This window comes from Paractinoplanes atraurantiacus (assembly GCF_900215205.1).
Classification (GTDB): domain Bacteria; phylum Actinomycetota; class Actinomycetes; order Mycobacteriales; family Micromonosporaceae; genus Actinoplanes; species Actinoplanes atraurantiacus.
Window position 1 is genome coordinate 403,475 of record NZ_OBDY01000003.1, and the last position, 12,609, is coordinate 416,083.

Annotated in this window: 12 protein-coding genes; 8 read left to right on the top strand and 4 right to left on the bottom strand. The window is 72.2% G+C overall.

Going from position 1 to position 12,609, the window contains the following annotated elements; all coding sequences use genetic code 11:
* The first annotated feature begins 33 nt into the window (after window positions 1–33).
* Window positions 34–618, top strand: a complete 585-nt coding sequence (locus CRP55_RS11160) for a hypothetical protein (protein ID WP_143234552.1) — start codon at window positions 34–36, stop codon at window positions 616–618.
* On the opposite strand, the gene CRP55_RS11165 is transcribed toward CRP55_RS11160, so the two are convergent.
* The 3 genes from CRP55_RS11165 to CRP55_RS11175 are packed head-to-tail and all read right to left on the bottom strand — an operon-like array spanning window position 513 to window position 3,061.
* On the bottom strand, window positions 513–1,580 hold the full coding sequence (locus CRP55_RS11165) for a helix-turn-helix transcriptional regulator (RefSeq protein ID WP_097319736.1): 1,068 nt from the start codon (window positions 1,578–1,580) through the stop codon (window positions 513–515). The two genes, CRP55_RS11160 and CRP55_RS11165, sit on opposite strands and share 106 nt — an antisense overlap.
* Window positions 1,581–1,627: 47 nt before the next feature.
* Window positions 1,628–2,413 (bottom strand): hypothetical protein, encoded by a 786-nt coding sequence (locus CRP55_RS11170; protein WP_097319738.1) that lies wholly within the window; start codon window positions 2,411–2,413, stop codon window positions 1,628–1,630.
* A 12-nt stretch (window positions 2,414–2,425) separates the two neighbouring features.
* Window positions 2,426–3,061 (bottom strand): hypothetical protein, encoded by a 636-nt coding sequence (locus tag CRP55_RS11175; RefSeq protein ID WP_097319739.1) that lies wholly within the window; start codon window positions 3,059–3,061, stop codon window positions 2,426–2,428.
* Between the two features lie 225 nt (window positions 3,062–3,286).
* On the opposite strand from CRP55_RS11175, the gene CRP55_RS11180 reads away from it, so the two are divergent.
* The 4 genes from CRP55_RS11180 to CRP55_RS11195 are packed head-to-tail and all read left to right on the top strand — an operon-like array spanning window position 3,287 to window position 7,842.
* Window positions 3,287–6,466 carry a sensor histidine kinase gene (locus CRP55_RS11180; RefSeq protein WP_097319741.1) on the top strand — a complete coding sequence of 1,060 codons (3,180 nt, stop codon included), beginning with the start codon at window positions 3,287–3,289 and terminating at the stop codon, window positions 6,464–6,466.
* On the top strand, window positions 6,467–6,886 hold the full coding sequence (locus CRP55_RS11185) for a roadblock/LC7 domain-containing protein (RefSeq protein WP_097319743.1): 420 nt from the start codon (window positions 6,467–6,469) through the stop codon (window positions 6,884–6,886).
* Window positions 6,876–7,265, top strand: coding sequence for a DUF742 domain-containing protein (locus CRP55_RS11190; protein WP_097319744.1), 390 nt, complete (start codon window positions 6,876–6,878; stop codon window positions 7,263–7,265). Before CRP55_RS11185 ends, CRP55_RS11190 begins: the two co-directional genes overlap by 11 nt.
* Complete coding sequence (locus CRP55_RS11195) at window positions 7,246–7,842, top strand: GTP-binding protein (protein WP_097319746.1); 597 nt, start codon at window positions 7,246–7,248, stop codon at window positions 7,840–7,842. Before CRP55_RS11190 ends, CRP55_RS11195 begins: the two co-directional genes overlap by 20 nt.
* 1 nt (window position 7,843) lies before the next feature.
* On the opposite strand, the gene CRP55_RS11200 is transcribed toward CRP55_RS11195, so the two are convergent.
* Window positions 7,844–9,898 (bottom strand): BTAD domain-containing putative transcriptional regulator, encoded by a 2,055-nt coding sequence (locus CRP55_RS11200; RefSeq protein ID WP_179855122.1) that lies wholly within the window; start codon window positions 9,896–9,898, stop codon window positions 7,844–7,846.
* Between the two features lie 172 nt (window positions 9,899–10,070).
* On the opposite strand from CRP55_RS11200, the gene CRP55_RS11205 reads away from it, so the two are divergent.
* The 3 genes from CRP55_RS11205 (at window position 10,071) to CRP55_RS11215 (ending at window position 12,557) form a co-directional block, all read left to right on the top strand.
* Entirely contained in the window at window positions 10,071–10,835 is a 765-nt protein-coding gene (locus CRP55_RS11205) for a hypothetical protein (RefSeq protein WP_097319750.1), read from the top strand.
* 77 nt (window positions 10,836–10,912) lie between these two features.
* Entirely contained in the window at window positions 10,913–11,518 is a 606-nt protein-coding gene (locus CRP55_RS11210; protein WP_097319751.1) for a hypothetical protein, read from the top strand.
* Entirely contained in the window at window positions 11,508–12,557 is a 1,050-nt protein-coding gene (locus CRP55_RS11215; RefSeq protein WP_097319752.1) for a lactonase family protein, read from the top strand. Before CRP55_RS11210 ends, CRP55_RS11215 begins: the two co-directional genes overlap by 11 nt.
* Window positions 12,558–12,609: the final 52 nt, after the last annotated feature.

Genomic DNA, 12,609 nt, shown 5'->3' on the forward strand with positions numbered 1-12,609 from the left:
ACGATCCCTTTGGACGGCGGGGGAGGCCAGATCATGGAGCGGGGACCGTTGGCGCTCTTCGGAGCGATCATCGCGGTCGGGCTCGGTCCGGCCCTCTGGATGGGCGTTCAGCTCGGCAGCATGCCGACCAGGCCCGGGCAGCCGCCCGCCGTGATCACCGACCAGCAGAAAGTGACGAACGACCAGCTCGTCGGCGGCAGCGGGGCCGGCGAGGCGACCAGCGACAGCGACGACTCCCCAGTGGACACCGCCCCACAGGTCAACGTCCTGCCCCTGACCACGTCGCCGGCGGCCGAGCCCACGCCGACCGCCACCACCACGTCACCCGAGCCGTCGCCCACGGTCACCACACCGAGCGAGTCCGCCTCGCCGTCACCCACCACCGACGCTCCGGCCACGCCGCCGGCCGAGGAGACCACGTCCCCGGCCGAGACCGAGCCCACCGGCATCCCGCCCACCGACGAGACGACCCCGCCGGTCGAGGACGAGAGCGACGACCCGTCGTGGCCGCCCTACCCCGACGAGGACGCGGGCGGCGACGACAACGGCGGCGGCACAGGCTGGGACGGCGCCGGCAAGGGCGACCGCACCGACAGCTGGGTCGCGTCGGGCCGGTAGGTGGCGAGCAGGCCGAGGGCGGTCTCGGTGAAACGGGACCGCAACTCCGGCGGGTCCAGCACCTCGGCCTCCGCGCCCAGTTTGAGCAGCTCGATGTGGCCGTGCCGGATCGACTCGATGGGGACGCGGGTGATCAGCCAGCCGTTCTCGTCGGGCGGGCCGGCCTCGGCGCGGGCGCACCGGGCCATCTCGGGCGGGAAGACGAAAGCCATCCGGTCCAAGGCCTCGACCGTCATCCGTACGGTCGCGACCTGGGTGTAGACGCCGCTCTCGTATCGCTCGGTCCACTCCGCCCAGTACTCCGCCAGGTCGAAGCCCTCCGGGCGTGCGGCGGGCTCGGCGAGCACCTCGGCGGCCAGGATGTTCGACACGCGGTAGGCGGTGGTCCGCTCGCCGTACGCCGCCACCAGATACCAGCGGCCGGCCTTCAGCACCACGCCCAGCGGGTGCAGGGTGCGGTCCACCTCGCGCGGCGCCTTCCAGCGACGGTAGCGGATCTGGAGGACGCGGCCGCTCCAGACCGCGTCGGCGACCGTGGAGAGGTGGGGCGTGGGCTCGCCGGCCCGGAACCAGCCCGGCGCGTCCAGGTGGAAGCGTTCCCGCACGCGATCGGCCCGGTCGGCCAGCTCACCCGGCAAGGAGGCGCGGAGTTTGAGCTCGGCCGCGGCCAGGACCGAGCCCAGACCCAGCTCGGCCGCGGGGCCGGGCATGCCGGCCAGGAAGAGCGTTCCCGCCTCGTCCGAGGTCAGGCCGGTCAGCCGGGTGCGATAGCCGTCCAGCAGCTGGTAGCCGCCGGCCGGGCCGCGGTCGGCGTAGATCGGGACGCCGGCCGCGCTCAGCGACTCGACGTCCCGGTAGACCGTGCGGACCGAGACCTCCAGCTCGCCGGCCAGGTCCTGCGCCGTCATCCGCCCGCGCGTCTGCAACAGCAGAAGCAGGGAGACGAGACGGCCGGCGCGCATGCCGCCAAAATAGCGTCACGGGGGCCCCGAAGGACCCCCGTCGAGGCTCAGAGGGACAGCAGGCGGTTGAGGATGTCGCGGTATCCGCGCAACTCGACGCGCAGCTTCTCGGTGTCGTCGGCGTTGCCGCCCAGGGCGTCCCGCTGCGACTTCAGGGTGCTGGTCAGCTTGTCGACGACCTCCTCGACCAGGCGGGACGCCTCGGCCGTGGCGTCCTTGGGGTCGTCGACGAAGCGCAGCTGGATGTCGCGGAAGCGCTCGGTGAAGGCGTCGCCGTCCGGGAGCAGGCGCTCGCCGGTGGGCTTCGACTCGGTGGCCGCCGCCGGGACCGGGGCGACCGCCGGCTCGGCGACGGTCGGGCTCTCGAAGGTCCCGTCGTCCTGGAGAGCATCTTTCTGGTCCAGGTCCCGCTGCTCCGAGGCGTCCGGGGTGCGGTCCGGGTCGTCCGAGGCGCGGTCGTCCGAGTCGAGGGGCAGGTCGACGTCCGACGCGTGGTCCGAGTCCAGGGGCTTGCCGGTCTCCGGCTCGACCGCGGTCGGGCTGTCGAAGCCGCCGTCGTCCCGGATCGCGGCCTGGTTGGTGTCGATCCGCTCGGTGGTGGCCGACTCGCTGGAGCCGTAGGTGCTCCCCTCGCGGCGCTCACGGTCGGCGTCCGGCTCGTCGGCGAAGTCGACCGGCGTGGCGGCCGGCGCGTCGCCCGGCCGGTCGCTCCACGGGGACCCGGCCCGCTGCGGCGGCACGGTCACCGGCTCGGAGGCCACGTGCTGCGTGCGCTCGGGGTCGTCGTGCGCGTACTCCGCCTCGTTCTCTTTCTCGTTGGAGAAGAACTTCATGTCGGTGGGCTCCTAGCGGCTGGTGTCGCGGGCGGGGTGGTCGTCGGCCTCCCGGGGCGTGGGCGCCGGCGTGGTCTCTCCATTGCGGACGGTACTGGTGTCAGTAGTACCAGCAACCGGGTCGGTGCCGAGCAGATCGGCGAACAGCGCCCGGTAGTGCACGAGGGCCTGCCGCAGGTCCTCGGTGCCGGCCTTGCCCTCGCTGTTGCGCTGGCTGATCTCGTGCGCGTCGCGGTAGTGGCCGAGCGTGCTGGCGTGCTCCACCGACAGGTCGGCGAGCCGCTCGTCGTACTTCCCGGTGGGATATCCACGCTCGGCGATCAGCCGGGTGACCAGCTCGTCGGCGGTGGTGACGGCCTGCGTGGGGTTGTCCACGAACTGGATCTGGACCTCTTCCCAGGCCGCCGAATATTTCGCCTGCGCCTCGGGCGACAGCGGCTTCAGCTCGAACGACGCGTGGCGCTTCTCGCGCTCACGCAGCTCCTTCTCGGCCTCCGTGCGGCTGCCGGTGTCGGCCACCACCCGGTCGTACTCGGGCCCGAAGGTGCTCTGCAGCTTCTTGCGCCGTCCGACCTGGACGCCGTAGATGACGGCGGCGATCACGACCAGGACGACGACGATCAGGATGATCGTGAGTGTGGGGGACATCGGGGCCTCCTCCTTCGTCCTACCCGGTATGCCCACCCATGGTGTGTCGTCAATCGCATCTGCCCCACGAAGGTGAGCTGTCGTAACAACGACTCGCCGAAACGCCAGGACAAAAAGGATCCAAAGCCCATTTTCCGGTACGGCGTAGAGGTGGCTCCCGCAGAAAGAGTTAACTATTCTGCCGAGGGCGTACGCCGTCGCCGAACCCCTCGGGCGGAGCCCCTGATGAGAACCACCCGCTACTGGTCGATCCGTTCGAAGATCATCGCGTTGGCCGCCGTGCCGCTGACCGCGCTGCTGGCGTTGTGGCTGTTCGCGACCGCGCTCACCGCCGGCCCGGCGTTCAACCTGCTGTCGGCCCGCACGGTGCTCGACACGATCGGCAACCCCGGCATCGAGCTGGTCGGCCACCTCCAGCGCGAGCGGCTCTTCACCGTCGAATACCTCTCGGCCAAGGGCCCGATCCCGGGCACCCTCACCGAGCAGCGGGCGGCCACCGACAAGGCGATCGCCGACTTCCGCCGCCAGGCCGGCAGCGAGCGGGCGCGCGACGCCGCCAGCGACGCCCTGCGCTCCCGCGTCGACCAGTTCTTCACCCAGCTCGACAGCCTGGCCGGCAACCGCGAGCACATCAACCGCCGCGAGATGGACCCGATCGGCGGGCAGAACTTCTACAACAACGTCATCGCGTCCGGCTTCCAGACGTTCGCCGCCACCGCCACCTTCGACGACGAGCGCATCGACCGTGAGCTGCGCGCGCTCACCACGGTCGGCCAGGGCCAGGAATACCTGAGCCGGGTCGACGCCCTGGTCGGCGGGGCCACCGCCCGCGGCCTGTTCGACCCCGAGACCCGCGGCCAGCTCATCCAGGACGTCGGCACCGCCCGCTTCCTGCTCGGCCGCGGCGTCGAAGACATGGCCGCCAGCGACCGCACGGCGTACAACGAGATGAGCGGCGGCGACACCTTCAGCCGCCTCGACGCCCAGCTCACCGCCCTGGTCCAGCAGAGCCGCGACGGCGCCGTCTCCCCGGTCAGCAGCGGCGAGTTCCGGCCCACCTACGTGGCGGCCGCCCGCGAGCTGCGCGAGTTCGAGACGGCGGCCACCGGCGCGCTGACCGACCGGGCCCGCCCACTGGCCGAGAACATCCTGGTCCGGCTCGGCCTGGCCGCCATCCTGGGCCTGGCCGCCCTGGCCTTCTCGGTCTACCTGTCGGTGCGGGTCGGCCGCTCCATCGTGGGCCGGCTGCGCCGCCTGCACGGCGAGGCGCGCGAGATGGCGACCGAGCGGCTGCCCACGGTCGTCCGCCGCCTCCAGCGCGGCGAAGAGGTCGACGTGGACGTCGAGACGCCCCCGCTGGCGTACGGCCACGACGAGATCGGCCAGCTCGGGCAGGCCTTCAACGAGGTGCAGCGCACGGCCGTGCAGTCGGCGGTCGAGGAGGCGAGCGTCCGCCGCGGCCTCAACGAGGTGTTCCTCAACATCGCGCGGCGCAGCCAGACCCTGCTGCACCGTCAGCTCGCCCTGCTCGACCGGATGGAGCGGCGCGAGACCGAGCCGCAGGAGCTGGAAGACCTCTACCGGGTCGACCACCTGGCCACCCGCATGCGGCGCCACGCGGAGGACCTGGTCATCCTGGCCGGCGCCGCGCCCGGCCGGGGCTGGCGCAACCCGGTGCCGGTGATCGACGTGATCCGAGGCGCGATCAGCGAGGTCGAGGACTACAAGCGGGTCGACATCCGCTCGGTGGAGTCGGCGTCGGTGCTCGGCCGTGCCGTCGGTGACGTCATCCACCTGCTGGCCGAGCTGCTGGAGAACGCGGCTTCGTTCTCGCCTCCGCACACGAGGGTCCAGGTCTCAGGTCAAGTTCTTCCCAACGGGTACGCCATGGAGATCGAGGACCGGGGTCTCGGCATGACCACGGAGGCGATCGACGAGGCGAACCGCCGCTTGGCCGAGCCGCCCGACTTCGACCCGGCCGACAGCGCACGCCTGGGCCTGTTCGTGGTCGCCCAGCTCGCCAACCGGCACGGCATCCGGGTGTCGCTGCGCGCGTCCGCGTACGCCGGGGTGACCGCGATCGTCCTGGTCCCCGGCGACCTGGTGGCGCCCGGCACGGGCCTGGCCGCGTTGCCGGCCGCGGGCAAGGACCGCCCGCTGGTCGGCTCCGGCACCGACGACCCGTCCCGGCATTCGCTGGCCGAGCTCCAGTGGCAGGGCACCGAGGAGCTGCGCCAGCTGACAGTCCCCGGTCGCCCGGTGACCATCAACGGCACGGCCACCCCGTCCTCCACCGACCCGGAGCCCGCCGGCGGCGGCCAGCACCGAGCCCCGGCCACCACCGCCGGCGGCCCGTCACCGAGCGCCATCGCCGAGGGCTTGACCGAGGAGGGCTTGGTCCAGCGCAAACGCGTCCGCCGCCCGATCGACCTGACCACCACAGACCCGGCCGACACAGTCCCCGGAGCCACCACCCCGCCCGCGACCACCCAGGCCGGCGCGGCCCCGGCCTTGCCGGAACCGGCAGCCGGCGCCTTCCCGCCTTTGCCGGACCCGGTGGCCGGCGCCTTCCCGCCTTTGCCGGACCCGGTGGTCAGCGCGACCCCGGCGGCGCCGCAGCCTGTGGCCGGCGCCGCCTCGTCGGTCATGCCGACCTCGGCCGCGCCTCTGTTCCCGACCGCGCTGCCGACGGGAGCGCCCTCCGCCGCGCCCACGTCCGCCGCCCCGATGTTCATCGCCCCGATCTCGCCCGCAGCGCCCCCAGCGCCCTCAGCCCGCCCGGCGTCGGGCTCGCCCCCAGCGCCCCCAGCCCGCCCGGCGTCCGGCTCGCCCCCAGCGCCCCCAGCCCGCCTGGCGTCCGGCGCGCGCCCCTCGCCCGCGGAGCCCGGGACGCCCGCTGTCACGCCGACCTCGCCCGGGGTGCCCCTTGTGGAGACCGAGGACGGGCTGCCCAAGCGCGTCCGGCAGGCCAGCGTCGCCGCGCAGCTTCGCCGCCGGGCCGGTGCACCGCCGCCCGCCGCCGAGGACGAGGCCTCGGCGACCCTCCGATCGCCCGAGCAGGTTCGCAGCATCATGAGCGCCCTGCAGTCCGGCACCACCCGCGGCCGCATCGACGCCTCTCGCTATCTTGCTAACTCGCCGGAGCGGAATAGCCACGCAAAGGCCCCGCGCGCAACGGATTCCGTATCTGAAGAACGGTCTAATCCGGACGACACGGGCAACGACCGTCCCTCGAACGGCGGATCCTTTGCGGATGCGGCTACCGTCAGTTTCCCGGCGATCGTGAACGCCTCGATCGCCCGAGAACAGAAGAGCGAAGAGAAGCGCGAACAGAAGACCGGGGGCGGAGAGGACGCGGCCGATCCCGGAAGCAACGACGTGACACGGTCGGAAAAGGACGCATAAGTGACACAGACGAAGCAGAGCGCGAACCTCACCTGGCTCCTCGACGATCTGGTCGAGCGGGTGCCGACGGCGCAGCAGGCGGTCGTGCTCTCCGCCGACGGCCTGCTGATGGGCGCCTCGGCCGGTCTGCGCCGCGAGGACGCCGAGCACCTGTCGGCCATGGCCGCCGGCTTCCAGAGCCTGGCCAAGGGCGCCAGCCGCCACTTCCGGGCCGGCCCGGTGCGCCAGACCGTGGTCGAGATGGAGTCGGCCTTCCTCTTCGTCACCGCCGCCGGCCACGGCGCCTGCCTGGCCGTGCTCGCCTCCAGCGACGCCGACCTGGGCCTGATCGCCTACGAGATGGCCATGCTGGTGACCCGGGTCGGCCAGAACATGAGCGCGCCGGAGCGCTCGGCGGTGGCACCGTCCGATGCCGGCTGACTTCAACCGCGTGGCGCACGACTGGCTCGACAACGAGGCCGGGCCGGTCGTACGCCCGTACGCGATGACCCAGGGCCGTGTGGTGCCCGAGGGCGGCGAGCTCGATCTCGTCGCCTTCGTCGTCGCGACCACCGGCGGGCCGGCCGGCCGGACCGCGTCCCTGCAGCCCGAGCATCACGCGATCGTCGCCGCGGCCTGGGAGCCGATCTCGATCGTGGAGCTCGCCGCCGGGCTGGATCTCTCGATCGGCGTGGTCCGGGTTTTGCTCGGTGATCTACGCTCGGCGGGGCTCATCTCGCTGTACGAACCCCCGGCGGCCTCCCAGCCGCACGACGTCGACGTACTCAAGGCGGTTGTCAATGGACTCCGTGCGCTCTAACGGCGGCGGCCGCGAAGGCCGCATCCCGGTCGCGCTCAAGATCCTGATCGCCGGCGGTTTCGGCGCCGGCAAGACCACAATGGTCGGCTCGGTCAGCGAGATCCGCCCGTTGCAGACCGAGGAGGTCCTCACCGGCGTCGACGGCGCCGACAGCGTCGACGGGGTCGAGGCGAAGACCACCACCACGGTCACCATGGACTTCGGCCGCATCACGATCACCGAGGACCTTCAGCTCTACCTGTTCGGCACCCCCGGGCAGGACCGCTTCTGGTTCCTCTGGGACGAGCTGTCGCAGGGCGCCCTGGGCGCTGTGGTCCTGGCCGACACCCGCCGCCTGGCCGACTGCTTCCCTTCGATCGACTACTTCGAGCAGCGCGGCACCCCGTTCGTCGTGGCCGTCAACTGCTTCGAGTCGGAGCAGCGTTTCGGCGCCGACGCCGTCTCCCGGGCCCTCGATCTGGACGGCGACGTCCCGGTCGTCCTCTTCGACGCCCGTGAGCCTCAGGCCGCCCGCAACGTCCTCATCGAACTGGTCGAGTACGTGGCCCGCCGCCAGCTGACGTCCGCCTCGCGCTAGTTCAGAGCGCGATCAGCCGAGGCTCGAGTTTCCGGTACGCCTTGGCCGTGAGCAGTCCGCGCTGCACCAGCTCGTCGGGCCGGCGGAACGGGCGGGCGGCGGCGATGCTCTCGGCCACTGACGGCGAGAGCTTTGCATGTCGTACGAGGTCGTCCACCGTCACGTGGTTGATGTCGATGAGCCCGCCGTCGTCGTACGGGCGCGACACCCCGGGCAGTCCCACGCCGGCGTGCCTGGCCCGCCCCGGGTCGAGCGCCGCGAAGAGCCGGAACTGCTCGCGCAGGAACCACGCGCGCGTCTTCGCCGCCGAGTGGGTGGCGACCACCGCGCCGTGCACCGACGACGCGAAGATCGTGACCAGGAAGGTCAGGATCCCGATGTTCTCGGCCAGACTCTCCGGCTCCTCGATCGGCGTCGGATCGACCCCCATGGCGATCACCGCGACCACCACCGCCAGGAAGTAGATCACCGCCGGAACGATCAGCCGCCGGTCACGATGCCGGGCCGCCGCCACCGCGAAGTAGATCCACGACCCCAGCGACAGCGTCACCAGCGGAAGCCCCGCCGCGAAGACCACTTCAAGGTACGGAACAGGCGGCACCGACCCGCCTCCACCCGGAAACACCCCCGCAGGAAATGCCGGGCCGGCACCCGGCCCGTGCGCCGCGACAGCAGCCGGCGTCGTCCCCGGAGGACGGTCGTCCGGCACTCCCACCCGCGGCCCGCCCGAGACGGTCCCCGGCTGAGGCGGCCCCCAGGGCGAGACAGCCGCCCAGGGAGCAACCGGCGGGCCGGCGGCGAGCGGTTCGAGGCCCGACGGAGCACCCGGCCCGCCCGAAATGCCGGGAGCCGCAGGAGCGGCAGTCGAAGGGATGTCGGACGTGCCCGGAATGCCCGGAGTTGCAGGAGCGGCGGTCGACGGGCTGCCGGGCGCACCTGGAATGCCGGGAGTTGCGGGACCAGCGGTCGATGGGGTGCCGGGCGCGCCCGGAATGCCGGGAGTTGTGGGAGCGGTGGTCGGAGGGGTGCCTGGGGCGTCCGGAATGCCCGGAGTTGCAGGGGCGCCAGTCGAAGGGGTGCCGGGCGCACCCGGAATGCCGGGAGTTGCGGGACCAGCGGTCGATGGGGTGCCGGGCGCGCCCGGGATGCCGGGACTTGCAGGCGCGGCGGTCGAAGGGGTGCCGGAGCCGTCCGGAATGCCGGTAGTGGCAGGCCCTGCGAGCGAAGGCGCGGCAGGCGCCGGCGCTGACGGCCGGGCCGGGGAATCGGTCGTCAAGGGCTCGCCGCGGAGGATCCGCCGGTGCGTCTCCTGGAGCAGTTCGCCGGGCTCGATGCCGAACTCGTCCAGCAGATAGCTCCGCGCCTCGCGGAACGTCGCCAGCGCCTCGGCCTGCCGCCCGTTGCGGTAGAGCGCGACCATCAACTGCGCCCGCAGCCCCTCGCGCAGCGGAAACTCCCCGATGAGCCGGGTCAGCTCCGGGATCAGCGCCGGATCCCGATCCTGCGAGAGCTCGGCCCATCTCTCCCACGCTGTCGCCTTGGCCTCGGTGAGCCGCATCCGGGCCGCCTCGAACACCGCCCCGCTCAGCCCGGCCAGCGCCTCGCCGCGCCACAAGTCCAGCGCCGCCCGCAACGCGGCGGCGGGGGAGGCGCCGGAAAAGGTGGCGCCGGAGGGGGAGGTGGCGGAGGTGGAGGCGCCGGAGGAGGGAGCGATGCCGAAGGGGGAGGCGGGCGCGAGGGCCGACGATGCGGCCAGGGCGGCCAGGAACTCGTCGGCGTCCAGGGAATGGCCGGTGATCCGGAGGACGTAGCCGCTGCCGGTCAGGGCCAGCAACTCTCCCGGTGTGCGCGGGGCCCGGGACGGGTCGAGGACGCGGCGCAGCCCGGCCACGTATTTCTGCACCACGTTGGCGCCGTTCTCCGGTGGGTCGTCGCCCCACACCGCGTCGACGATCTGGTGGGTCGGCACCGGGCGGCCGGCGTGCAGCAGCAGGACGGCGAGCACGGCGCGCTGTTTCGCCGGCCCCAGATCGACCGGCGTGCCCTCGCGCAGCACCCGTACGTCACCGAGTATCTCGAATCGCAGCGCGGCACCCCCCGATTGAGCTGCGCGAACGTCTTTCGGCAGTGGAACGGCAGCGGGCAGCAGCATAACCGCAGAGCGACGGCAGCACCCTCCCGCAGGCTTCGGGGCAAGCCACCCGAGCCGATGAGAAGGAACACGACTGATGAAGACCTTCAAGCTCACCCTCGGCCTCGCCGCCGCCTTCGCTCTGACCGTCTCCGGGTGCGGCCTTCTCGGCGACGAGCCCGCCAAGGTTCTCGCGGAGTCGCCGCGCGAGACCCTTCTCAAGGCCGTCCCGGACGAGAACACCGAGGCTTACGCGTTCGACGTCAAGGGCGCCGTTCAGCCGATGTCCGGCATGCTCGACGCGCCGAAGAAGACCACGCAGTTCAAGATCACCCACTCCGAGGACGGCATCACTCTTTCCATGTCCGCCCTGCTCATCGAGGACCGGAGCTGGATGCGCGTCGCTCTCACCGGCGCTCCGGGCTATCCGGCGCTGCCGAAGAAGTGGATGCCGATCGATCCGAAGAAGATCAAGGATCCGGACGACGTGCCGACCGGGTACACCGACGAGCTCGATCCCGGATACGCCGATCTGATCATCCGGTCGTCCGAGGAGGTCCGGGTGACCAGCCCCGATCACTACGCCGGCACCACCGACCTGACCGCCTCGACCGAGGCCGAGATCGTCGAGGACGCCACCCTGACCGCGCTCGGCGAGAAGGCCAAGGCGGTGCCGTTCGAGGCCGTCGTCGGTCCCGAGGGTCACCTCAGCATCCTTCTCGTCAGGATCCCGGCGGCGGGGAAGAGCAAGGCGGTCAATTACCGGGTGACGTACGCCGGGTACGGCCGCACGACCACACCGACGGCTCCCGCCGACACGGCCAAGCCGACCGAGGCCGTCTACGACCTTCTCAACAGCTGACACACCCCAGATCGCCGAGGCGGTCGCGCGGATCAACGGGGGTTCGCGCGGCCGCTTCGGTCGTGGAAAGAAAAGCCATGTGTGAACTCTGCGGCCGTCTGGTGCTCGGTCTGACCGGATACGACTGGACGCTGCTGCCTTGGATGGCCGCTACCGGCGCCGGGGTGATCGCCGGCCCGTGCCACATCACTTGTCTGCACGAGTGGGGCGTGGCCACCGAGTGGGCGGCGGCCGTCGAGGCGTACCACTGCGGCCGTTGGCCTTTGTTCATCGAGGGAAAGGGTTGGCGGCTGCACGCGAGCCCGCGCGTCCGCCGTCTCCACTTGTGGCGCTCCGACGGACGGCTCGCCTCGTTCCCGTACACCTCGATCTCCTCGGATCCGCCCAGCGTGACCGCCGACCTGGCGGAGGTGGGCAGCGCGCACGCCGAGGTCCTGCTGGCGGCGATGGGCACCGCGGAGACCGGCGTGGCCGTCCCGCTGGACCGGCTGATCGACGGCCTGGGGCTGGCCGGCCAATATCCCGGATGTGTGGGCGCCGTCGCCCGGGTGATCCGCAACGCCGGCACCGCCCGCCGCCCCGAGCCGGTGGACGTGATCGAGTCGCGGATCGATCTGGCCCTGGACGCGGGCTGCCGTCGAGCGGCGCGCGAACTTGTGATGGGATCAGGGCATGAGCGATGAGCTGATCTTCGTCGGGGGCTACACGGGCGACAAGGGTGGCGACGGCGAGGGCATCGCTCTGCTGCGGCGCGATCCGGCGACCGGCGTCCTGACCCACCTGGGCACCGCGGTGCGCACCCCGTCGCCGTCGTTCCTGGCCCAGCACCCGAGCCGGCCGATCCTGTACGCGGTGAACGAGCTCGACCCGGACGGCAGCATCAGCGCGTTCACCGTCGCGCCGGACGGCGGCCTGACCCCGCTGTCGGTCCAGCCGACCGGCGGTGGCGACCCGGCGCACCTGTCGGTCACCCCGGACGGCCGTTTCCTGCTGGTCGCCAACTACGCGAGCGGCTCGGTCGCCGTGCACCCGCTCGACGCCGAGGGCGCACCCGGCGAGCGCTCCGACCTGCTCGGCCTGGCCGGCAGCGGCCCGGTCGCCGACCGTCAGGCCGGCCCGCACGCCCACATGGTGGTGCCGGTGCGCGACGACGTGCTCGTGGCCGACCTCGGCTCCGACCGGGTGTGGCGCACCCGGCTCGACCCGGTCGCGGGCCGGCTGACGATGTTGCCGCCGGCCGTGACCGCCAAGCCGGGCACCGGCCCGCGCCACCTGCGCTGGTCGCCGGACGGCGCGCTGCTGCTGGTGGGCGAGCTGTCGGGCACGCTGAGCTGGTGGCGCCCGGCGGTGGACGGCACGCTCGAGCCGGCCGGCGAGGCCGCGACCACCACGGCCGAGGGCGACAACTTCCCCTCGGAGCTCATCGTGCGGGCCGACGGCCGTTTCGTCTACGTGGCCAACCGCGGGGCGAACACGATCGCGACCTTCGCCTGGGACGGCGACGACGCGACGCTGGTGGCCGAGACGCCCACCGGCGGTGACTGGCCGCGCCACATGATCCTTCTCGGGGATCACCTCTACGTAACCAACCAGAAATCACAGAGCGTGACGACGTTCCGGATCGACGCCGAGACCGGTGTCCCGGTCCAGCAGGGTGAGCCGACGGCGGTCGCCAGCCCCACGGCCCTGCTGCGCTGGACGATCACGACAAAAGAGGCATAGAGGTTAACCGGAAGAAAACGGTCAACGTCGGTGGCTGATCGAGACGGCGCCC

Excerpts from the sequence above, each read along its gene's own strand:
- CRP55_RS11215 (WP_097319752.1), top strand. The coding sequence starts at position 11,508 with ATGAGCGATGAGCTGATCTTCGTCGGGGGCTACACGGGCGACAAGGGT.
- CRP55_RS11190 (WP_097319744.1), top strand. The coding sequence starts at position 6,876 with ATGCCGGCTGACTTCAACCGCGTGGCGCACGACTGGCTCGACAACGAG.
- CRP55_RS11170 (WP_097319738.1), bottom strand. The coding sequence starts at position 2,413 with ATGAAGTTCTTCTCCAACGAGAAAGAGAACGAGGCGGAGTACGCGCAC.
- CRP55_RS11160 (WP_143234552.1), top strand. The coding sequence starts at position 34 with ATGGAGCGGGGACCGTTGGCGCTCTTCGGAGCGATCATCGCGGTCGGG.
- CRP55_RS11165 (WP_097319736.1), bottom strand. The coding sequence starts at position 1,580 with ATGCGCGCCGGCCGTCTCGTCTCCCTGCTTCTGCTGTTGCAGACGCGC.
- CRP55_RS11175 (WP_097319739.1), bottom strand. The coding sequence starts at position 3,061 with ATGTCCCCCACACTCACGATCATCCTGATCGTCGTCGTCCTGGTCGTG.
- CRP55_RS11180 (WP_097319741.1), top strand. The coding sequence starts at position 3,287 with ATGAGAACCACCCGCTACTGGTCGATCCGTTCGAAGATCATCGCGTTG.
- CRP55_RS11205 (WP_097319750.1), top strand. The coding sequence starts at position 10,071 with ATGAAGACCTTCAAGCTCACCCTCGGCCTCGCCGCCGCCTTCGCTCTG.
- CRP55_RS11210 (WP_097319751.1), top strand. The coding sequence starts at position 10,913 with ATGTGTGAACTCTGCGGCCGTCTGGTGCTCGGTCTGACCGGATACGAC.
- CRP55_RS11195 (WP_097319746.1), top strand. The coding sequence starts at position 7,246 with ATGGACTCCGTGCGCTCTAACGGCGGCGGCCGCGAAGGCCGCATCCCG.